At 34.6% G+C, this 20,655-nt stretch carries 24 protein-coding genes, 1 pseudogene and 1 other annotated feature; of the genes and pseudogenes, 4 read left to right on the top strand and 21 right to left on the bottom strand.

Annotated features, from left to right (window positions below; translation table 11 throughout):
• The first annotated feature begins 155 nt into the window (after positions 1-155).
• On the top strand, positions 156-1,280 hold the full coding sequence (locus tag HHU08_RS11450) for an IS4 family transposase (RefSeq protein WP_016205491.1): 1,125 nt from the start codon (positions 156-158) through the stop codon (positions 1,278-1,280).
• A gap of 152 nt (positions 1,281-1,432) precedes the next feature.
• On the opposite strand, the gene HHU08_RS11445 is transcribed toward HHU08_RS11450, so the two are convergent.
• From HHU08_RS11445 to HHU08_RS11405, 9 genes are all read right to left on the bottom strand, one after another.
• A complete protein-coding gene (locus HHU08_RS11445; protein WP_169188498.1) occupies positions 1,433-2,104 on the bottom strand; it encodes a 5'-methylthioadenosine/S-adenosylhomocysteine nucleosidase family protein in 672 nt (223 codons plus the stop codon).
• Positions 2,105-2,820: 716 nt separating this feature from the next.
• Positions 2,821-3,117 (bottom strand): hypothetical protein, encoded by a 297-nt coding sequence (locus HHU08_RS11440; protein ID WP_016205153.1) that lies wholly within the window; start codon positions 3,115-3,117, stop codon positions 2,821-2,823.
• A 12-nt stretch (positions 3,118-3,129) separates the two neighbouring features.
• The gene (locus HHU08_RS11435) at positions 3,130-3,351 is read right to left on the bottom strand and encodes a hypothetical protein (RefSeq protein WP_169188497.1); all 222 of its coding nucleotides are present in this window, start codon (positions 3,349-3,351) and stop codon (positions 3,130-3,132) included.
• Between the two features lie 10 nt (positions 3,352-3,361).
• Complete coding sequence (locus tag HHU08_RS11430; protein WP_169188496.1) at positions 3,362-3,772, bottom strand: hypothetical protein; 411 nt, start codon at positions 3,770-3,772, stop codon at positions 3,362-3,364.
• 85 nt (positions 3,773-3,857) lie between these two features.
• Positions 3,858-4,436 (bottom strand): TetR/AcrR family transcriptional regulator, encoded by a 579-nt coding sequence (locus HHU08_RS11425; protein WP_169188495.1) that lies wholly within the window; start codon positions 4,434-4,436, stop codon positions 3,858-3,860.
• Between the two features lie 13 nt (positions 4,437-4,449).
• A complete protein-coding gene (locus HHU08_RS11420) occupies positions 4,450-4,761 on the bottom strand; it encodes a DMT family transporter (protein ID WP_016205159.1) in 312 nt (103 codons plus the stop codon).
• A gap of 4 nt (positions 4,762-4,765) precedes the next feature.
• Entirely contained in the window at positions 4,766-5,104 is a 339-nt protein-coding gene (locus HHU08_RS11415) for a DMT family transporter (protein WP_101731307.1), read from the bottom strand.
• Between the two features lie 488 nt (positions 5,105-5,592).
• Positions 5,593-6,642, bottom strand: a complete 1,050-nt coding sequence (locus tag HHU08_RS11410; protein ID WP_169188494.1) for a DUF4179 domain-containing protein — start codon at positions 6,640-6,642, stop codon at positions 5,593-5,595.
• A complete protein-coding gene (locus HHU08_RS11405; protein ID WP_169188493.1) occupies positions 6,635-7,162 on the bottom strand; it encodes a sigma-70 family RNA polymerase sigma factor in 528 nt (175 codons plus the stop codon). Before HHU08_RS11405 ends, HHU08_RS11410 begins: the two co-directional genes overlap by 8 nt.
• Before the next feature lie 403 nt (positions 7,163-7,565).
• Here HHU08_RS11405 and HHU08_RS11395 point away from each other — a divergent pair.
• A pseudogene (locus HHU08_RS11395) lies at positions 7,566-9,127 on the top strand (IS3 family transposase).
• A 143-nt stretch (positions 9,128-9,270) separates the two neighbouring features.
• Here HHU08_RS11395 and HHU08_RS25940 read toward each other — a convergent pair.
• Together HHU08_RS25940 and HHU08_RS11385 are read right to left on the bottom strand one after the other, a co-directional pair.
• On the bottom strand, positions 9,271-9,552 hold the full coding sequence (locus HHU08_RS25940) for a DUF1835 domain-containing protein (protein ID WP_169189664.1): 282 nt from the start codon (positions 9,550-9,552) through the stop codon (positions 9,271-9,273).
• Entirely contained in the window at positions 9,553-10,095 is a 543-nt protein-coding gene (locus HHU08_RS11385) for a DUF6241 domain-containing protein (protein WP_016205165.1), read from the bottom strand. It abuts the gene before it with no gap.
• A 292-nt stretch (positions 10,096-10,387) separates the two neighbouring features.
• Here HHU08_RS11385 and HHU08_RS11380 point away from each other — a divergent pair, with 292 nt between their 5' ends.
• The gene (locus tag HHU08_RS11380; protein ID WP_100525938.1) at positions 10,388-11,503 is read left to right on the top strand and encodes an IS4 family transposase; all 1,116 of its coding nucleotides are present in this window, start codon (positions 10,388-10,390) and stop codon (positions 11,501-11,503) included.
• A 331-nt stretch (positions 11,504-11,834) separates the two neighbouring features.
• Here the strand turns inward: HHU08_RS11380 and HHU08_RS11375 are convergent, their stop codons facing one another.
• Positions 11,835-12,170, bottom strand: a complete 336-nt coding sequence (locus HHU08_RS11375) for a hypothetical protein (protein ID WP_169188492.1) — start codon at positions 12,168-12,170, stop codon at positions 11,835-11,837.
• 464 nt (positions 12,171-12,634) lie between these two features.
• On the opposite strand from HHU08_RS11375, the gene HHU08_RS11370 reads away from it, so the two are divergent.
• Complete coding sequence (locus HHU08_RS11370; RefSeq protein WP_016205168.1) at positions 12,635-13,510, top strand: DMT family transporter; 876 nt, start codon at positions 12,635-12,637, stop codon at positions 13,508-13,510.
• A gap of 78 nt (positions 13,511-13,588) precedes the next feature.
• Here the strand turns inward: HHU08_RS11370 and HHU08_RS11365 are convergent, their stop codons facing one another.
• The 9 genes from HHU08_RS11365 to HHU08_RS11325 all read right to left on the bottom strand — a co-directional run bounded on the left by HHU08_RS11365 (position 13,589) and on the right by HHU08_RS11325 (position 20,514).
• Positions 13,589-14,185: a class I SAM-dependent DNA methyltransferase gene (locus tag HHU08_RS11365; protein WP_101731314.1), complete on the bottom strand. Its 597-nt coding sequence runs from the start codon at positions 14,183-14,185 to the stop codon at positions 13,589-13,591.
• Positions 14,186-14,290: 105 nt separating this feature from the next.
• Complete coding sequence (locus tag HHU08_RS11360) at positions 14,291-14,977, bottom strand: GNAT family N-acetyltransferase (RefSeq protein WP_101731315.1); 687 nt, start codon at positions 14,975-14,977, stop codon at positions 14,291-14,293.
• A gap of 214 nt (positions 14,978-15,191) precedes the next feature.
• Positions 15,192-15,710, bottom strand: a complete 519-nt coding sequence (locus tag HHU08_RS11355) for a GNAT family N-acetyltransferase (RefSeq protein WP_169189663.1) — start codon at positions 15,708-15,710, stop codon at positions 15,192-15,194.
• 203 nt (positions 15,711-15,913) lie between these two features.
• Positions 15,914-16,669, bottom strand: a complete 756-nt coding sequence (locus HHU08_RS11350; protein ID WP_169188491.1) for an isoprenyl transferase — start codon at positions 16,667-16,669, stop codon at positions 15,914-15,916.
• A gap of 100 nt (positions 16,670-16,769) precedes the next feature.
• Entirely contained in the window at positions 16,770-16,988 is a 219-nt protein-coding gene (locus HHU08_RS11345; protein WP_016205173.1) for a helix-turn-helix domain-containing protein, read from the bottom strand.
• A gap of 10 nt (positions 16,989-16,998) precedes the next feature.
• Complete coding sequence (locus HHU08_RS11340) at positions 16,999-17,475, bottom strand: DUF2975 domain-containing protein (RefSeq protein ID WP_169188490.1); 477 nt, start codon at positions 17,473-17,475, stop codon at positions 16,999-17,001.
• A gap of 230 nt (positions 17,476-17,705) precedes the next feature.
• Entirely contained in the window at positions 17,706-17,849 is a 144-nt protein-coding gene (locus tag HHU08_RS11335; RefSeq protein ID WP_169188489.1) for a hypothetical protein, read from the bottom strand.
• 103 nt (positions 17,850-17,952) lie between these two features.
• Positions 17,953-19,632: a glutamine--tRNA ligase/YqeY domain fusion protein gene (locus tag HHU08_RS11330; RefSeq protein ID WP_169188488.1), complete on the bottom strand. Its 1,680-nt coding sequence runs from the start codon at positions 19,630-19,632 to the stop codon at positions 17,953-17,955.
• A gap of 72 nt (positions 19,633-19,704) precedes the next feature.
• Positions 19,705-19,959: a binding site (T-box leader), on the bottom strand.
• A gap of 165 nt (positions 19,960-20,124) precedes the next feature.
• Positions 20,125-20,514, bottom strand: coding sequence for a VOC family protein (locus HHU08_RS11325; RefSeq protein WP_169188487.1), 390 nt, complete (start codon positions 20,512-20,514; stop codon positions 20,125-20,127).
• Between the last annotated feature and the right edge of the window lie 141 nt (positions 20,515-20,655).

The following is a 20,655-nucleotide window of genomic DNA, read 5'->3' as shown; positions in this document are numbered from 1 at the left end:
GTCTAACTTTAAAAAGATTTCACTAGTGTCGCATTAAAATAATTCAACATAGCTAAATAAATTAAATTTTCCGCAAATAAACTTTTCTATAAAAAAAGCCTTTATAATGGGTTGGTGGTAGTAACCTATCCAAATCCAAAATAAAGGACTAACGCATGGATAAGTTTACACGAAAAACATCATTTGAACAATGGCTTTCACCTATTTCCAACAATTTGTTAGAGGAACAAGTGAAAAACTATCAATTAAATTACTATACGAAGAAGCTGCATATGACTTCCTTTTTGAAATTACTACTATATGCACAACTCCATGAAACGGAGAGTTTGCGTGCATTAAGTGATTGCGTGTTTTCAGAAGAATTACAAAACGCCACTCAACTTGATTCCATTAGTTTCTCTCAACTGGGTAGGCGATTAAATCTGGTTCCAACGGAGTTTTTCCAAACTATTTTTCTTGATTTAGTCAAGCAAATTCATCGGAAGACTGATTTTCAAGCGAGACGAAAAACGACAACACCTCTTAAAATTATTGATTCCAGTACATTACCATTAAACTTGAACAACCATAAGTGGGCAAAATTTCGAAAAACCAAATCTGGTGTGAAGCTCCATCTACGCCTCGTATTTATGGAAAAAGGTCATTCCTATCCAGATCAATCCGTGCTTACAAATGCCAACGAACATGACCGAGGCCAGCTTGAGATCCTGGTCGATGACAAAGAATGCATGTATGTGTTTGATCGTGGATACTTGGACTATGAACGATTCGATCGCATGACAGATGAAGGCTATTTCTTCGTCTCTCGACTGCGTAAAAATGCGGTTGTACGTAGCCTTGAAACACTCTCGTTACCAGAAGATTCTTCTGTGTTATCGGATGAGATGGTCGTCATTGGAACCACACAAAATCGATCGGAGAATGTTTTCCGTTTGATCAAAGTATGGGATACAAAAGGAAATGAGCTACACTTGTTAACGAATCGTTTTGATTTAAGTGCGGATGAAATCGCTGAACTTTACAAATCACGGTGGGCCATTGAACTGTTTTTCAAATGGATGAAACAGCATTTGAATATCAAAAAATTCTTTGGACAGAGTGAACAAGCTGTGCACAACCAAGTGTATATAGCGATGATCGTCTATTGCTTGAATGTACTGGCTCAACGGAACACGAAAAGTAAGCGATCGTACTTACAAATTAGTCGTTATTTGAAAGCAGCTTTATGGAAACCGGAACACATTTGGTTGAGAAAAATAGGGGGAAACACTGTCCCATAAGCCAATCACTGTCTCTATCACACTCGCCACAAGGTATAGTAAAAAAATGGATGTTTACTACCTATGTTTAATCATCTTTCTTTTTACTCAAAAGTAAGGATAATTAATAACGGAAAATTCCGTCAATGTTTATGCGACGCTAGTGAAAAGATTTATATAAATTTTTTTAAATATTCGCCAAATATTTTGTTCATAACTTTGGGCGTGTTTTCTAAATAAACATTAATTTGTTCCATGTTTGATTCGAATTTATCAGCGTTTCTTTCATCTGTTGGAAAATCTGATATTCCTTTAATAATAATACATTCAACATCATTTTTCTCACAGATATAAGCAATTGCCCCCGCTTCTGTATCCGCTATTGTTATTTCATTTTCTTTAAGTTCTAAATAGTCCTTCCACATAACTACTGCTTTATCAGCAGTACCAATTGTTCCGGTATAAAAATCATTTCCATATTTCGATAGATCAATATCGACTATGAAGGATTGTTTAATAAAAGGCTCGATTTCTTTTACTGTGCAATCATATTGAACGGCTTTATCGGGTACAAAAATATCCAAATTATTGAACTTATCATCTATTCCTGCACATGTTCCAGCAACGATTACTTTAGTTAAATTAAATTTAGAAATCATATACTGATTACCACCTACACCATTTACTTTTCTTACACCGGTACTATAAAAAACAAGTTTGGTATCATTAATTGTTCTTATGAAATATTCACCATAAGGATAAGCGAAACGTTCACTATCTTTTATGCTGAAATATTCCAATGTCGCTTTATATTCCCAATTCGTTGCTATACTTATTCCTATCATCGACTTATCACCCTGCAAATATAATTTGTCACTATTGAATGTCTATACACGGTCTGATTTCATTATTACCACTATCCTTCTATACTCTGTTCAACAACAATTCGTTATTATTATGTAAATATCCTTTTTTACTAACCTGGTCTTTATCTTTAATGCTATAAGTGCATCCCTTTTATTTTAAGGAAAGCACCAATTGCTTTAATAAGCGTATTCCATTACAAATTGTCGATCTCATTTAATAAGTAATCAACCCACTCATTTTGAGGAGAAACTATCTGTGGTAAGTTGTCTAATGGAGACAAAAATAATTTAAAGTGGTGATTATCTGTCTCTATTTCCCATTCATCAACCTGACTGCTTGATTGGAGATGATAAAATTGTCTTGTTACTTTTGATGCTAAATTCGATTCTTCCGTCCAACCAGTTATCTGATATGTTATGTAATTGGGTTCTGGAAATTTTTTTCATCGTCTCCTCCAAAGAATAGTTTTGCTAATTCTTCACCTAAAACTTCTTCTATATTTTATAAAATTAAATCCATATCCCTGTTTTACTAACATACCCCGTTTGCGACATAAGAAGTCTCTCATTTATTACAGGCATGCAACACAATAGTTACAAAGAATTTTATCATTAGATTCTTTTAAATAAATGTTAAAACAATACTCGAGAAGAAATGCAGAGGCAAACACTTTATAGGGCTTGGTTTCCAAGATTTATTCTAAGAATGGTTTATTTAAATTCTGAATTTCATTATCATCTAGTCTCTCGGACATTTCTTCTAAGAACTCTCGTACAGGTAACAACTCCTCTGAATAATCCTTATACATCTCTTTAGAAACAAGCTTTAAAACTTTATAGTACTCTTCAGCTAGTCGATACAAAGAATTCTCTTTTATATCCCTTTCTGGTAGTAACCGATGAAATATATATAACCTTTCAATAGTCATCTCATAGTTATCTAGCAGAGCAGTTATTGGGTCTGGAATTGAAAGTGTTTTTATTTCAGTCATTTATATTCCCCTTCACATATATCTAGATACTATCTTTTGCAATTCTATTAAGTTCAGATGGTTTCTCTTAAACAGTCCAGTGCCATAATTTTCCATTTTCATCAATCTAACATGAGGAATATAACCTAGAAGCAGCTCCTTTATTTTGATTGGTGTTAATATATCATGACTTCCTTGAAAACAAGTCACTGCAAACATGCCATTAAAATAAGCATTAGTAATTCGTTTATCCATGCTGTACTCTCTACCTTTGTTGGTTATCAAACATTACTTCCGTTTGATCTTCTGAATGATTATAATGTGCTGAAAGTGATAATTCCCCATCAAACCCTGGTTTTCTCCATCTAGAATAAAATCCAGACCAATCATTTTCCGAATCATTGTCATCAAGTGCAGTACCTTTGTATTCCACGGTCCATCCCTGTTTAGGAAGCTCTTCTAAATAGTATTCATAAACTTTGGACCAATGGTCACCATCTATTTTGTAATAATATTCAGTAGGTTCAAGTCCTTCATATAATGGAATATCCTTCTGCTGTTCAGGGATAATTGTCATTCCCTTATATGTATCATCCGTCACTTTTTGATAAATAAATATACTTATTAAAAACAAAATAGACATTATTCCATATAATAAAAGTCTTTTTTGAGCCATTTGAATTCTCCTATTCGCTTTCAATTGAAAAATGGATACTAATGAGATTCATGTTTATTTTCTTCGTCTTTATTTGCTAATCTATTTACTTCGAAACACCCTTCCAAAAAACATCCCACAATGCTTCTAATTTATCATCGACTCTTCTTTCCGAATTAAAATAAACGATTTCTACCATGATTGCCATGATTATACCTGTAAAAGCTAAGTTAAATGTGTTTGCATCTTTTACGACTATTTGTTTTTGTTCGATCCACTTGCTACTTTTTTGACCAATTAAGTGTTCTTGAAAATGCTCTGCTTCTATAACCTCTTTTTGGATGACATCATATAAATGCATGGGTGGAAAAAATCCCATTCTTAGCCAGAACTTCATTATTTCATTTTCTTGGAACATCTTTTTTGTGTAAAGTAAATAATCGTAAAGAAAAGTCTCTGGATTGCTACTTTTCTCTTTTTTGAAAAAATGCTCTTTGCGCTTTATTTCTTCTGCTTTTGCTTCCCTTAATACTTCGAGAAACAAGTCATCTTTTCCTTTAAAATGAGAATAAATTGATGCTTTCTTTATTCCAGCTTCCTCTGCAATTTCTGACAGGGAAGCTCCTTCAAATCCTTTTTGTAAAAAATACTTAATTGCCGCTTTTTTAATTTCTTCTTTTTTCATATCGCTCACTCCTTTATGCGATTAGTTTTAAACCAACTGCTGCAACAAGAATCATCGAAATAAATAAGATTCTTTTACCGTCCTTGGGTTCTCCATATACAAACATCCCTAATAGCGCAGAGCCAACTGTTCCAATTCCTGTCCAAACACCATATGCTGTTCCCATGGAGATAGTTTTCATCGCATATGATAACAATGCGAAGCTACACATAAAACCAATAATTAAATACAGGAGCGCATCCCATTTTTTCATCGTAAAACGTTTAATATTTAAAACACCTATTATTTCACAACCCCCGGCTGCAATTAAAGCTAACCATGCCATGTACTCAAGCCTCCTCTTGATTCGTTCCTTCATCCGTTACCATTTTTAAGCCAATCACGCCAATTAATAAAACTAAAATTAATAGTATCTTCACTAAATTAATTGGTTCATTAAATAAAATTATTTCTGCAATCACTGTTCCAGCTGTCCCTAACCCTGTAAATACCGCATAAACCGTTCCAATTGGTAAATACTTTGTCGTATATATTAATAAATAAAAACTGATGACAATTGCGAGAATCGTTCCACTCCATTCTAAAAAAGTGGATGCATGTTTTAGACCAGAAACCCATGCAACCTCTACAATCCCTGCACTAAAAACCATGAGCCAATACTTATTCAAATTAATAACCTCCCCTTCAATTAACTACCGACCGTTCGGTAGTTATTGTGTCACAAAATGGGTCCTTCGTCAAGAAACTATTCAAACGGACTTAAATATTTGTATAAAATGTTTAATTAACTATGTATGTTAAAATTTCAGATGATTAATTTACCATAATTTCCTATTCGACTAAATGATTAATGAGACTTTTATGCAGCTTTATCAAGCTTAATCGGTGCATTGCTTGTAATTTTACTAATGTGGATGTCTCATGAAGCAATTTTTATGATGATGCCACAGAACCTGATTATATACAGAAAGCGGGATTTAAATACTAAACAGCTTAATTGGATGGCACAAAAAGGGGATAAAACAGAGGAAGAAAGACTAAAATATAATGGAGGCACTTTTGAATATGCCGCATTATATAAATCTTTATATAAATCAACAAAAATATGACAGATTAAAAGAAATATGGGAAGTCGATGTGACTTCCCATATTTCTTTTAGTTTATTTTCTTATTGTCTTTACTGTTTACAATAATACTATACTCTTCATTGGCTAGTATTTCCACTATTTCATCAGACTTCAAAAACTCCACAATTTCTCCTTCAATTTCAGCTCCTAGTTGTTTTGCAGTAGGGTTGGTACTTAATTCGGAGGTACTAATAATAAATGTCAATGGTACCCTTTTATAGCTTACACCTGTTACCTTGTATTCTTTTTTAGATAATAAACCTTCAACAATTGCTGATTCGATTGGTGCTATATTATCAGCAACTCTTACTTCCACCGTTGTATTGGTTGGAAGAATCCGATAACCTTTAAATTTATTTTCATTTGTCACCTCTAGCCCAGCCTTCTCCACCTCTTTCTCTATAGAGCGGAAATATTTTTTGTCCCCGACAATATTGATAAAAATAGCATTCTCAGTGGGATCGACTTGAACCATATCATATTTGTAATCCAACTGCTTCATTTTTTCTTCCACTTTTTGCTCGAGTAGTTTTTTTTCTGCCTTTTCCTCTTCATTAAGGACATAATCTGTTCTCTCTTTAAATTCATCCACCTCAACAGAATAAGCATCATACCCCTTTTCGTTCAGTATACTTATAGCAATTTTTTTCACTTCATCTCTTACTTCTTTATAATAATCCGAACCTTTAATACTAATAGTAATCTTTTTTTGAGAGTCATAGGTTGATCCCATACTTTCTATTTCATAACCTTTGTCTTCTAGTTCCTCATAAATTACTGTCATAATGGATTTCGATTGAAAAACAGAACCCAAATATGGGATAGATGAAATCATTTTTGCCATTGTAGGCGAAACAAGCCCAGAGCTGGTGTACAGTATAATCATTAAAATAGCTGCCGTAATCCAAGTTACGATTACTTTCTTTCGCTTCGACTTTTGCTTTTTAATACTTGCAGAGCTATTTATTACAGGGATTTGATTATCTTCTTTTGCTTTTTGCACCCCTAATATGACTCGATTATGTAACTCATCCGGTATCTCGATTTTATCTAATTCTTGTCTGATTTTATTATCCATACATATCCACCCTCCTTACTTTTTTCCGAAGTTTCTCAAGCGCACGATATAACACAGATTTGACTGTACTTAGTGGCATATTTAACAAGTCTGATATCTCATTAAACGTATAACTCTGATAATACTTTAGCAATACTACCGTCTTTTCCTCTTCGTTTAATATAACCAATAGATCTTGTAAAGATATTGAAAGTGGAATATCCTCTTTAATAGGACTTGAAGATTCTAATGTACTTTCCACTTGAAAATAAACTAATTTCTTATTTTTTCTTAACAAATCAATGGAACAGTTTATCGCAATTTTTAATAACCATGACTTAAACAACGATAAATCCTTTAAACTGCTAAGCTTTAGAAAAGAACGATAAGCGGTTTCTTGTACAATATCTAATGCATCCTCTTTATTTTTGACATAAACATAAGCCATCCGGTATATGTCATGCTCGTATTGCTGAAAAAGCCTTATAAAAGTTACTTCTTTTTCATTTTCTTCTGTATTCTCGGTACTTATGTCCCTCACCTACTTTCTTACTTATAATAATAAGACGGTTCTATTTAACTTTTGGCCGAAATTTTTTTTCACCTTAAGATTAATTCCTACTTTTTTATTTGAATGTACTAATAAATATCAAGAAAAAAGTGATCAAAGAATGACCACTTTTTAACTCCTATATTTCTCATGAAGCTTCACACTATAAAACCTCATCACTTTTGGTACTCCTTCTATTTCAAATACCCCATTTAATACCAATTAGATTAATCTGTATTCAAAATACTCATCACCGATTCTCTGATTGAGATGCCCAATAATCTCCCCAATTAAAATATCATTCTTTTTATTTTTTAATAAACCCCCTCTGTTAGGATAGATGTCGTAGGGAACTTTAGTGTATAGTTTAAATCATACACGGAGGTTGATCGACATGAAAAGTAATAATGGTAAACGTTATACAAAGGAAGAGAAAGCATCAATTATTAAGAGAATGATGCCCCCCACTAATGAATCGGTTGGCCAATTAAGTGAAGAGTTGGGCATTACTGAACCCACGCTTTACAAGTGGAGAAAAGAGGCTAGATCATCTGGAAACCCCACACCCGGAGATGGACAAAGTTCTGAACACTGGAGCAGTGAAGATAAGTTTCTCATAGTTATGGAAACATACTCAATGAATGGTGCGGAGCTAGCGGAGTATTGTCGAAAAAAGGGACTTTATAAAGAACAGATTGACGCATGGCGAGATTCATGCCTTAATGCAAATGGGCGAGAATCTAGTCAAACAAAGCAGTTAAATCAAGAATTAAAAGAGGAGAAAAAGCGAGGAAAGGCATTAGAGAAAGATTTGCGTAAAAAAGAAAAAGCATTGGCAGAAGCTGCAGCCTTATTACTATTAAGAAAAAAGGCCCAAGCGATCTGGGGGGACCAAGAGGACGAATGATCAGCCCGTCAGATCGCGCACTAGCAGTAGAACTCATCCAAGAAGCAAACCAAAATGGTGCGCGATTAGCCCCGGCGTGTAAAGAATTGAACATTAGCGTTCGCACCTATGAACGCTGGATTTCAGAAGGTGGAATCAAGGAGGATCAACGCCCTATTGCGTTACGTCCAGAGCCAAAAAATAAATTAACGATAGAGGAAAAACAAGAGATACTGGAGGTTGTTAAAAAAGAGGAATTTGTAGACCTACCGCCTACTCAAATCGTGCCAAAATTAGCAGATCAATGCATTTATATCGCCTCCGAATCTAGCTTTTATAGAGTTCTTCGTGAGCATAAAATGCAAAATCATCGGGGAAGAAGCAAAAAGCCCGAGGGTAGATTACCAGAAAGTCATTTAGCAGTAGCCCCAAACCAGGTATGGACATGGGATATAACGTGGTTAAAAGGGCCGGTGAAAGGCTTGTTTTATCGACTCTACTTAATTATCGATATTTTTAGTAGAAAAATCGTAGGTTGGGAGATTTGGGAGTCAGAGGAGGCAAAACACGCTGAAGATTTAATGAAGAAGACGATTATTAGTGAAAAAATCCAAGGTAAACCACTCGTTTTACATTCCGATAATGGCAGTCCCATGAAAGCCGCAACATTTCAGGTATTACTTGAAAAATTAGGGATCCAAAGCTCTTATTCAAGACCAAGAGTAAGTAATGACAATCCCTATTCTGAAGCAATGTTTCGGACTCTGAAATATCGACCTGAATTCCCGTACAGAGGCTTTGAAACACTTGAGGCTGCACGTGAATGGGCATTAAGATTTGTGAATTGGTATAACTGTATACATTTACACAGTGGTATAAATTTTGTGACGCCAGAACAATGCCACACAGGTGCGCATATTGGGATACTGAAAAAGCGCAAAGAAGTTTATGAACTAGCGAAACAAAAGCATCCAGAACGTTGGACGCGCTCAACTAGAGACTGGAGTGCACATGATTCAGTGGCTTTAAACCCAATAAAGGACAAGATAGAAAAGGATGGAACAAAATAGCCCCACTGCGACTGAGCTTGAACTACCCATTCCCTTCTCATCAAAGAACAGAATGAATTCTGTTCTTTGATGAGAAGGCCACCAAGCAAAGCGCGGTAGTTACCCTTACGTTCTTACACTAGTAAACAAGTTAAATGCGACAACTATCTTGACAAACACCGTAAAGAAAGAACAAAACGTTGCGCTGTTTGTTCATCAGAATTCTCGCATGCCCAAATCATTATACGAGTTTGATCACTCATGTCTTTCAATTCCAGAATAGTATTGTTGAAACTATGCTGATCCTTATACAAGTACTCTTCATCCATATTAATATGGTTTATAAACCATTTATGCCTAAGAGAAAGTCCCTTTTTCTCTTCTATATTACATAGTGGACCGATTGAAAAATTATCGGAAAAACATTCATAAAGAAAACGGGAAATTCATTCCTTTGCATCTTTTTTATATAATTCGAATGTACTTTCTATGAAACTTTGTTCGTCCTCTTCACTCATGATGCCGGTTGCTTTCCCTACTGTTCCATCTTGATATTGCCAAAAATAATTATGATCCTCATCCACAGAATTAAAATCTCCCGCTTTCCATTTATCTAATATGCTTATAAGGATATCTTTATTGGAAAAACTGCTGTTTTTTACAACTTCATAAAGCTTTTCCACTCTATCTTCCGTCATTTGTACCGCTCCCCATTTATCAGTAGCGTATACCTTTTGGTGAGTCATTTTATGCATAGTAGTGATAACCTTATCCTTATTCCAATAGGAATAATCTATACTATCTCCAACCATTTCGTCGAGAACCTCTCCCTCTTTCGTTTCGGCAACAAAGGCGTCATTACTTCCTTTTACCATATAATGCATATAAAAACCAATTGAACCACTAACAACTACTAATAAAACAACTAGCCCTATTGAATATTTCATCCATTTGCTGCGTTTCTTTTTAGTATTTTTTGGTTCTCCCATTTATATAACACTCCTATCGATTTTGTGTTTAGAGAGATATTTTAATTTTCCCTGTTGACTATAACTTCTTCCATTTTGATAACAAATGATAACTCTTCTAAAATAGCTATCTCCTTATTTTTTTATAAAAAAAATAAACCTGTTATATTTTTCCACTAGTGTTGCGTTAATTTAATTTAACTATTAAAAATACTTGAAATGTTCAATTTTATCATTTTATGCAAAGAAAAAGTCCTTTATAATGGATAAGTTAGGTGGTAACCCGTCCAAATCCACTAAAAAGGACTATCGCATGGACAAGATTACACGAAAAACTTCATTTGGACAATGGTTTTCACCAATAAATCTTCAATTATTTGAAGAAAACGTGAAAACGTTGAAATTAGATTTCTATACGAAAAAACTAACGACAGAGTCATTTCTAAAATTATTACTTTTTGCGCAGCTAGAAGAAGTCGAAAGTCTGCATGCGCTGAGCGATTGTCTTTTCGATGATCAACTGCAAAAGGGCATTGATCTTGATTCTATCAGTATTTCCCAACTCTCACGCCGTTTAAATGGCATGAATCCAGACTTATTCCAAAAGCTTTTCCTTGATTTAGTTTCACAAATTCATGCCAAAACGCACAACACGAAACTTGTGATGCCATTAAAAATCATTGATTCAAGCACATTGCCTCTCAATTTGACTAATCATAAATGGGCAAAATTCCGCAAAACAAAAGCGGGTGTTAAATTGCACTTACGCCTTGTGTTTATGGAAAAAGGTATATCCTATCCCGAAAAGGCCATTATGACAACGGCCAAAGAACATGACCGCGGTCAGCTTGAAGTAATGGTTGATGACAAGGAATGTATGTATGTGTTTGACCGTGGTTACTTAGACTACGAACGCTTTGATCGGATGACAGATGACGGCTACTTTTTCCTTTCTAGGCTGCGAAAAAACGCAGTCATACGGGAGGTTTACGATTTTAAACTACCCGAGAATACATCTGTTTTGTCGGATCAAATGGTGTTGATTGGTACGACGCAAAACCGTGCCGAAAATTACTTTCGTCTTCTAAAAGTGATTGATTCAAAAGGAAATGAGCTTCATTTAATCACAAATCGTTTTGATTTAAGTGCTGAAGAAATCTCAAAGATGTATAAATCACGCTGGGCGATTGAGTTATTTTTCAAATGGATTAAACAACATCTCCATATCAAAAAGTTTTACGGCCAAAGCGAATGGGCAATTCAGAATCAAGTGTTTATCGCACTTATTGTTTTTTGCCTGCATGTTCTCGCACAAATCGAGACAAAAAGTAAACGAAAAACCCTACAAATTAGCCGATATTTACGGGCAGCTTTGTGGAAACCAGCACATATTTGGCTTCGAAAGATTGAAGGAAAAACCATTCCTTAATAAACAAATTGTCGTCGTCTCTTAAGTCTAATTGTAAAAAAATTTCCAAATGGATGGATCCACCTTTAGTTGGGTATTTACTTTTTTGGCTCTTAACAGGGGACATATTTAAACTGAATATTCTAACAACATTTATGCAACACTAGTGATATTTTTCTATACTAATAATAACATAATATTCCAACTGTTGAATTTTCACATCAAAAAAGTGATCATCCATTGATCACTTTGAATGAACTATATAGATGTACGCTACTTTTCACTACATTTAATCTTGCTCAATCATTACCTTCCTTTAGCAAAACTTTGTTTCCAATTGAAATTAATGTTTTTAAAAATAAAAGAAAGAAAATATTCCCGCGATAATGGTATACCCTAAAGAAACGTAAAATGAAATGGTAGGTTGGAAACTACGTTTTTGCCTAGTTATTTTTGTTCGTACTTCTTTTGCAGCCCAATGTTCATCATTATTGCCACTTTGAAGCCTTGCATCAGCCAAATCAGACGTAAACCCACCAGAAGAGTTAAAAAAGGCGATGATAATTGCAGCAGCCAATCCTGATAACAAAGACCAATCAATAAAACTATTATGAAAAATGCTAGCCAAGCCCCAGTTAACAAAAATAATTACACCGAAAGTAATGATAGCCCAAACAACTTTTTTCATTTTATCACCCTCCATTATTAGGTTATTCTTGTTTCTTAGGAACTTGTTTAGTTTTTGAATTTGTCACATTCCTGGCATAAATAGAAAAAAACCTGATAATATCAAGAATACAATTTTCTTCATTTCCCCTCCAATTGGTTTTTGAATTGATTCTTATTCTACTTACGTTTATTAATCCAATTAGTTTCATTATGATTCCTTGCTGTTTCAATGAGTATAAGAAGGACGTTCTCCATGAAAATTACAATCCATCTAATATATTACAAAATAGCAAACTTAAAATTAACAAATTCTGTTATAATAAATTCAAAATTGAAAAATGTTAGAGGTGAAATAAACATGTATTGGAATCCGTTATTTGAAAATGATGTACCAGTAGCACACTTCTGCTCTTAATGAGAGAAGAGTGACTACACTTCTCCGTTGAGGGCTTTTGTACCTATTAATAAACGGAGGAGAATAAAATGAAAAACACAATATTAGGATCAATCTATTTAACATTAGCAGCCAGCATTTGGGGTGGGATGTACGTTGTTGTTAAAGTGGTAGTAGCAGTCATTCCCCCACTTGAGCTTGTATGGATACGCTATTTAGTCGCTATCTTGGCATTGCTTATCATTGGTTTTGCCACCCGCCAAAAATGGCGAATGGCAAAACGTTATTTTTTTATTATCATAGCCATCGGGATTATTGGAAATACTATTTCAATTGTTGCTCAAGAAACGGGTACTATGCTGTCCACAGCACAAATGGGCGCGATTATAACTTCTTCCACTCCTGCTTTTATGGTTATTTTTGCACGCTTATTGCTCAAAGAACGATTGACGATAAAAAAGCTGCTTTCCGTATGTCTCGCTACAACTGGAGTTTTTTTTATTGTTGGAATTGGGGAAATTGATTTAACGAGTAAATTAGGCGGAATAGCACTTCTAATTGCAGCTTTAACATGGGCTTTAATGTCAGTACTTGTAAAGCTTTTACCAAGTGACTATTCACAAATTGTTGTAACGACTTATTCCATTTCTGTAGCTCTAGTTGTGTTAACACCTTTTGTGTTGCCAAGGTTACAAGTAATAGATACGTCTGGATGGACACACCCAACCATTTGGGGCGGTCTCTTATATTTGGGGATTGTTTCAACTGCCGGTGGATTTCTCCTTTGGAACCGTGGGTTACAAATGCTGAACGCCTCGAGTGGTGGAATCTTTTTCTTCTTTCAACCAGTTGTCGGAACATTACTTGGATGGCTTATTCTAGGAGAAAGTATCGGTGTAACCTTTTGGATTGGCTCGATTCTTATTGTTATTGGTGTTTTATTTATTGTGATGGAGAAAAAATAAACAAACGGGACCCCTTCTATTAGCATGGAAGGGGTTCCGCTTGCTCCTTAGCTATGGATGAATCTGCATTTTTCAATCTTACTTTATACTATTAGAAATGAACATCGAAGCATCTTGATTCATAAAAATACGTTCTCCATAGTAGAATGTATTTATTTTAGTTGATGTAAATCCAGCATCAACTAATTTTTTTTTCAGTTCTTTATGAGAAAAACCATTATGCACTTTCGGATGATTTATTTTATCATTTTTGTCAAAATCAATAATGATAAGCTGGCCGTCCTTATTTAAAATATTAAACAATTGTTGTAAAATCTTGTTAGTATCCGGTATATGGAGAAGGACTAGAGACATTAAAATGATGTCTACCTTAAGTTCAGGAGTTTCTTGCGTAAAATCGGAATAAAGTACTTGTGAGTTTATAATTTCCTTGTGAATGATTTTAGCTTTCACAACCTCCAGCATTTGTTCTGATGAGTCTACCAACAAAATAGAATCTACTAAATCCGCTAATTCTAAACTAACTAGACCAGTACCACTGCCATAATCTATTAAAGATTTTGATTTACAATCATGTAGTTCTGCTCTTACTTCCTTCACAATGACTTTCGCTAATTCCATTCTATCCTCTGTATCGTATCTTTTGGCCATCTGTTCAAAAACATTATTCTCCATGCGCTTCTCCTCTAAGAAATATAGTGGGTTAATTATTGCAAGTTCATTCGGTGGTTATATAACTATAACTATACCCAAATGCATGAGTTTAAGACAAACTATTCTTTAGCTCGGTAAGTGGACATTTTCAATCCCCATCATTTCTAAACAACTCTTAAGAACCTGTTTATCAATTCTATTTACGAAGCAGTATTTTTCTTTATAGATAATTTGAATATATTTAATGATTTCTTCTTTAGATACATCATTCTTATTAATGAAAAGATTTAATGGTACATTGCTATCACCGTTATTTAAAGGTGGCTGTATGTATTGAATTTCATCTATTTTTTTATAGCCATTTCTTTCGAAGAAACGATTTCTTTTGATGCAGTCTTCTTTTTCTGCTTCGTTATGCACGATTTCTTGTTTCTCTGTTTCCAAAATCGTTGCACGCAGTGAAACATTCCCTGCTGAAATGGCATCTTCATTTAATAATTCTTCTATTTTCACTAATGTTTTTGTCCCTAACCCCTTGCTTCGTATTAGAGGATTAGTAGCGATATAAACAATAAACCCTATATTCGCCTCCGCAAAATAGTGCCCGGTTGCAAAAGAAACAAGCTGTTCTCCTTCATAACCGACCAAGAACCGAAATCCATTCGGTAACCTAGTTTTTGCATAATCTAAACTTTGATAGAAAATGTCCTGTGGCTCTCTTACTTCAATAGGAAATGCTTCGTCATAAATTTCAAAGACCTTCTCTATGTTAGTTAAGTTGTCATAGGTTATCTCTTCCCATCTAATTGTCATTACGTTACCACCTTTTTGTGAAATATATTAATCATATCATAAAGTGAAACTTCCATCAGTGGGTTTTTCCATCCTCCCCTACTGATGGTTAGTTGAACCAATCGGGCCTTTACGGACAGTAAGAATCTTACAGGAAACTTTTAACACGACTTTCCCACTTGTGAAATAGGAAAATAGCTGCCAATAATGCCAGCTATTTTTACAGTTCCATTCATTATAATTCTATCCAATAGCGCTGAACAATTTCCTTACCGTCAGAGGTTATTAGTTCATTCTCTAAAATTCCTCCTACTTTTTGAATCGTTTTAGCTGAGGCAATATTTGTTTTATCACAAGTTACCAATACTTTCTTTAATCCTATTTTTTTTGCTTCCTGTAAACTAAGACGAAGCTGCTCTGTTGCATATCCCTTCTGACGTTCTTCGGGGTGTATACTATAACCAATATGCCCGCTCTCCATTAACAATTCTGGTGTTAAACGATGGCGTATATTAATCAGTCCAACTAACTTCCCATCTATCACCGTCAAAAATTGAGTAGCAGGAACCCGATTTGAAGGCAATTTATCTCCATTTTCCTGATTAATCACTTTGGCTAGCCATTCATTAAAGTCAGCATAATTTTGTAAAGAGGTACCACCATATGGTTGTTCCCCAACATGTAAAAATGCTGCCCGGTATTCCATTAATTGCTCACTATATTTTGCTGATGGTCTTATTAATTCCATTGTCATCATCCTTCACTGTACCTATATTTTTTAGTTCGATAGCTGATGACCTTTATCCTTCTAAACTTAAGCAGCTTGTTATTGATGATTTTATACTAAATACGATTGGTGCTTTAATCGGCACTTAATTTTGTTACTATTAAGGATAGTTAAATAATTCTATAAAACAAATGGAAATAAACCCCATTTCACCTCAAAAAATATCGCTCTTATAGTCCTCCATACCTTCTTTTTCGATTTCGGTATACTTCCAATGCTTGAAGAAATTCCTTCTCGGAGAAATCTGGCCACAGTATATCAGTAAACCAGAACTCTGTGTATGCCAGCTGCCAAAGCAGGAAATTACTCAGGCGTATTTCCCCTCCTGTACGAATAAGAAGGTCAGGTTCTTTCATACCAGCTGTATAAAGATATCCTGAAAACTTCTGTTCATCCAATTCTTCCAGTAAAAATTTTCCATTATTTATATCCAAAAACATCTCTTTCATCGCATTTAAAATCTCATGCCGACTTCCATAGTTTAGGGCAAAGTTTAGCAAAAGACCGTCATTATTCTGAGTACGTTCCATTGCATATTCTATAGCTTTACGCGTATGAGCTGGAAGTCTTTCCATATCACCAACTGCCTCTATACGGACATTATTCGCTATAAGATCTGGTAGATAAATAGATAGAAACTCCTTGGGAAGTTTCAATATAAACTCTATCTCAGGCTTTGGACGTTTCCAGTTTTCTGTAGAAAACGTATAAAGTGTCAGAACTTTCACTTTGCATTTGACTGCTTTCTTAACAATTTTTACGATCGTAGATACTCCTTCTTTATGGCCAGCAACTCTGGGCATGCCTCGCGTCTTCGCCCAGCGTCCGTTTCCGTCCATAATGATAGCAATATGTTCCGGTACAATATCATTCAGATAAGGGACAGGTACTTCTGATTGTTTTTTAGACAAAAAAGGTATTTTCATTAATTTCTCCTCCTCTCGAAATGTTTTTCGATATTTCAAAGTTCTCCAATACGTTACAGTACTCTCGGGTATACATGAAACGAATCCCTTGAAATACCGTTTATTCACCCAATTCATTCCTACGATATTCTAAGATATCTCCGGGTTGACAGTCTAAAGCTTTGCAAATTCCCTCTAATGTAGATAATCGAATTGCCTTTGCTTTTCCATTTTTCAAAATAGAAAGATTCGCCATCGTGATTCCAACTCTCTCTGAAAGTTCGGTCACGCTCATCTTCCTTTTCGCTAACATCACATCAATATTAATAATAATTCCCATTCCATTCACCTCAGACCGTTAAATCATTTTCCGATTTTATATCAATCGCTTGTTGTAACAGTCTTTGAAGTACAGCGGCAAAGACTGCGATTACGATGGAAGCAAAAATTGGAACCATTCCAAATAGAATGAGACCTGGTGCATCCTCTATTTGAGCTAAAAGAAAAATGAAAGGGACCATTAATACATATACGATACTAATTACGATTGCATCTTTCTTTATACGGCTTAATGCCTTTATTGACACTTCCGAGAAAGCTTCATTCTTATCAATATAGCCCAATATTCTTAAAGCTTGATACAATGCCATGTAAAACGGTATTGCTGATACGTAGATCCCTATTACAATTGGATATAGTATATGGGCATATTCTGGATTTACTGGATTTTTAATTAAGTCAAACACACCCCATATACCTAAAGCAAGCACTGGAATTCCAATAAGAATCACGGCTAGCTTTAAAAAAAGTGTTGTTCCTTTTTTCATAAAAAAGCACCTCTCTATTTATTATCTTATAGAAATTTACCACATTATTTATCGTTTTACAATAAATTTTTATTCATTTTTATTCTTTATTTATTGTTAAACAGATTGAATTATTATTTCAAATCGCATTCGATACTTTCCTAAATAGGGTGCTTATTCATTTTCTTTTTGCTGAAAAGTTATCCTATCAAAAAAACCAACACTTCTTGTATAATCTCTTACTTTACCTATTAAGAAATGCGATACGTTTTTTTCTTCGTATGAAAAACAGCGTCAGGAGCAATGCAACCAAGCAAAAATACTGTTTTGTATTCAATCGATAAAGCCTTTGCAATTTTATTACCAATAATTGAGTGTATTATCCTTGAACCCATTATCTATTCCCTCCTATTGCTTCATTAAAAATTAGAATCCCTAGTCTATATCATTGCTAGTTATGAAAAATCGAGTGCAAAACTTTTGCACTCGATTTCCACTTTATTTTTGTTTTCCCTTCCAAGAATCCTTCAATGACACAATTCTATTAAAAATCAACTTATTTTCTGTTGAGTGTTTATCCACGCAAAAATATCCGTGTCGCAAAAATTGAAACTTATCTTCGATTTTTGCCTCCTTAATCCAAGATTCTATTCGGCAATTTTTCATTCTAACTTTAGAATTAGGATTCATTTTTTCCTCCCACGTTTTTTCCGTATCTTTCACAATCGTTTCGTCTTCGAATAATTTATCGAAAAGATTTACTTCCACTATTTCACTATTTAGAGCAGACACCCAATGGATTGTCCCTTTTACTTTTCTCTCGGAAAAACCTGTTCCACTTTTGGTCTTTGGATCATAAGTACATCTAAGCTCGATAATTTCTCCTGTGTCTTCCTCTTTAATCACTTCATTACACTGTATAAAATAGGCTCCTTTTAGTCGAACTTCTGCATGTAAAGCTAACCTTTTAAACCCTTTTATTGGTACTTCCATAAAGTCATCTTTTTCAATATAAATCTCTTTTGAGAATATGACATCTCTATTTCCTAATTTAGGGTTTTCTGGGTTATTTTTCATTTCTAGAAGTTCTGTCTTATCCTCAGGATAATTGGTGATTGTCACCTTTAATGGATTCAAGACTGCCATCACAGTAGGTACCTTTTCTTTCAATTCGCTTCTAAGTGTACTTTCCAGCATTGCTATGTCGGCTGTACTTTGATGCCTTACAAATCCAAGTTCTTGAATAAAGGTACGAATACTTTCTGAAGTAAATCCTCTTCTTCTAAGTCCACGGATTGTTGGTAATCTTGGATCATCCCAGCCATCTACCAACTTCCCTAACACTAATTCTCTTAAATACCGTTTACTCGTAACTACGCCAGTTATATTCACTCTTCCAAATTCCCTTTGTTTTGGGGCATCCTTTATTTCTAGCTCTGTCAATACCCACTCATATAAAGGTCTGTGGTCTTTAAATTCGATGGAGCATAAGGAATGGGTAACACCTTCGATCATGTCTTGGAGTGGATGAGCAAAATCGTACATCGGGTAGATACACCACTCATTACCCGTTCTATAATGACTGGCGTGAATAATCCTGTAAAGAATTGGGTCTCTTAAATTCATATTTGGTGATGCCATATCGATTTTTGCTCGTAAAACATGCGAACCTGTTGGAAATTCACCACTTTTCATCCTCAAAAACAAATTGAGATTCTCCTCTACTGATCTGTTTCGATAAGGGCTATTTTTTCCAGATTCTGTGAGCGTTCCTCGATATTCCTTTATTTTCTCAGGGGACAATTCACACACATATGCCTTCCCTTTCTTTATTAAATTTATCGCTGCATTAAATATTTCATTGGAATAGTCGGATCCATAAAAAATACGATCCTGAGGAGAATATCCCAACCACTTAATATCTTCCATAATTGAATCCACATATTCGCTTTCTTCTTTTAAAGGATTGGTATCATCAAAACGCAGGTTAAAATTCCCGTTGAATTTTTGAGCAATCATGAAATTCATATGGATTGCATAGGCACTCCCGATATGCAGATAACCATTTGGCTCGGGAGGAAACCTTGTGCAAATAGTTCGATTAAATGCTCCATTTTGTAAATCCTCTGCCACTATTTTTTCCAAATTATTATCTATTTCTACTTTCTCTTCCTTCATTTTAATTCCTCCATTTTTTGAAAAGAATCATTTTTATCCAATAAAAAAAATCCCACCCCCAAGACAATTAGTCTTGAGGACGAGATTTTATATCCGTGGTGCCACCTCAGTTTATTAATATGTCACCATATTAAACTCTTCAGGTACGGTAGTTATCTACTTATACCCTAGCTCTATAACAGGAGCACCTGTCACACTATCCCTTCAACATAAGTTCCAATGTGAATGCTCAGAGTCTTGGTTCAATAAGTAATTCTTACTCCTTTTCAGCAGCTGGAGCTCTCTTTAAAGAATTAGGTTATTTACTCTTCTCTTCATCGCTTTTGCTATTTTTTGGATTTAAATTATTCCTATGATAACAAGGTATTTCCTGTTTGTAAAGGTAAAAGAAAACGTTAATATTGATATTTTTCATTACTACTGCTATCAAAAAAATATCGAAATTGTTGTAAACATACCTTTGAAAGGAAATGAGAATATATCCCCTCTATCTTATAAATCCTTCTGATCGACATTTAATTCGATTAAATTACCATCGGGGTCCGCACAGAAAATCTGAGCAAATCCACTTACACCATATGGTTTTTCAACGATTTCTACATTATTCTGCTTTAACCAATTCAGCGTATCATAGTAGTTTTCTACGCGAAGCGCAAAGTGCCCTTCTTTGCTATTTAGCGTTTTATTTGTTCGAATGGTTTGCGACTCAGGATATACAATTAAGTGAAGTTGCTGATTCTCTATTTGATACCATGCACCTGGAAAATCAAAATCAGGACGTTTTAATTCTTTTAAACAAAGAATTTTCTCATAAAAATATTTGGCTTTTTCCAAATCCGTGACTGTAAGACTTACATGATGGAACGATTTGTATTTAATCAAGATGCTTCACTTCCTTATTTGTTTTTTTCTATAAATAGACATCTCCCACTTTATGGAGAGTTTTAGAACAGCTAAGTCTGTAATAGTTCGACAATTACATTCAATAATCCTTTTTCGATTTACTTCCCGTTTTTTTAGGAA

The organism is Niallia alba, assembly GCF_012933555.1.
GTDB lineage: Bacteria > Bacillota > Bacilli > Bacillales > Cytobacillaceae > Niallia > Niallia alba.
This window is presented reverse-complemented; position numbering and strand designations above follow the sequence as displayed.

Excerpts from the sequence above, each read along its gene's own strand:
- HHU08_RS11345 (WP_016205173.1), bottom strand. The coding sequence starts at position 16,988 with ATGGGAATTATTATTAATATTGATGTGATGTTAGCGAAAAGGAAGATG.
- HHU08_RS11335 (WP_169188489.1), bottom strand. The coding sequence starts at position 17,849 with ATGGGTTCAAGGATAATACACTCAATTATTGGTAATAAAATTGCAAAG.
- HHU08_RS11410 (WP_169188494.1), bottom strand. The coding sequence starts at position 6,642 with ATGGATAATAAAATCAGACAAGAATTAGATAAAATCGAGATACCGGAT.
- HHU08_RS11355 (WP_169189663.1), bottom strand. The coding sequence starts at position 15,710 with ATGACAATGGAATTAATAAGACCATCAGCAAAATATAGTGAGCAATTA.
- HHU08_RS11385 (WP_016205165.1), bottom strand. The coding sequence starts at position 10,095 with ATGGGAGAACCAAAAAATACTAAAAAGAAACGCAGCAAATGGATGAAA.
- HHU08_RS11450 (WP_016205491.1), top strand. The coding sequence starts at position 156 with ATGGATAAGTTTACACGAAAAACATCATTTGAACAATGGCTTTCACCT.
- HHU08_RS11360 (WP_101731315.1), bottom strand. The coding sequence starts at position 14,977 with ATGACAATTAGATGGGAAGAGATAACCTATGACAACTTAACTAACATA.
- HHU08_RS11430 (WP_169188496.1), bottom strand. The coding sequence starts at position 3,772 with ATGGCTCAAAAAAGACTTTTATTATATGGAATAATGTCTATTTTGTTT.
- HHU08_RS11370 (WP_016205168.1), top strand. The coding sequence starts at position 12,635 with ATGAAAAACACAATATTAGGATCAATCTATTTAACATTAGCAGCCAGC.
- HHU08_RS11330 (WP_169188488.1), bottom strand. The coding sequence starts at position 19,632 with ATGAAGGAAGAGAAAGTAGAAATAGATAATAATTTGGAAAAAATAGTG.
- HHU08_RS11425 (WP_169188495.1), bottom strand. The coding sequence starts at position 4,436 with ATGAAAAAAGAAGAAATTAAAAAAGCGGCAATTAAGTATTTTTTACAA.
- HHU08_RS11445 (WP_169188498.1), bottom strand. The coding sequence starts at position 2,104 with ATGATAGGAATAAGTATAGCAACGAATTGGGAATATAAAGCGACATTG.
- HHU08_RS11440 (WP_016205153.1), bottom strand. The coding sequence starts at position 3,117 with ATGACTGAAATAAAAACACTTTCAATTCCAGACCCAATAACTGCTCTG.
- HHU08_RS11375 (WP_169188492.1), bottom strand. The coding sequence starts at position 12,170 with ATGAAAAAAGTTGTTTGGGCTATCATTACTTTCGGTGTAATTATTTTT.
- HHU08_RS11435 (WP_169188497.1), bottom strand. The coding sequence starts at position 3,351 with ATGGATAAACGAATTACTAATGCTTATTTTAATGGCATGTTTGCAGTG.
- HHU08_RS11350 (WP_169188491.1), bottom strand. The coding sequence starts at position 16,669 with ATGAAAATACCTTTTTTGTCTAAAAAACAATCAGAAGTACCTGTCCCT.
- HHU08_RS11340 (WP_169188490.1), bottom strand. The coding sequence starts at position 17,475 with ATGAAAAAAGGAACAACACTTTTTTTAAAGCTAGCCGTGATTCTTATT.
- HHU08_RS11365 (WP_101731314.1), bottom strand. The coding sequence starts at position 14,185 with ATGGAGAATAATGTTTTTGAACAGATGGCCAAAAGATACGATACAGAG.
- HHU08_RS11380 (WP_100525938.1), top strand. The coding sequence starts at position 10,388 with ATGGACAAGATTACACGAAAAACTTCATTTGGACAATGGTTTTCACCA.
- HHU08_RS11420 (WP_016205159.1), bottom strand. The coding sequence starts at position 4,761 with ATGGCATGGTTAGCTTTAATTGCAGCCGGGGGTTGTGAAATAATAGGT.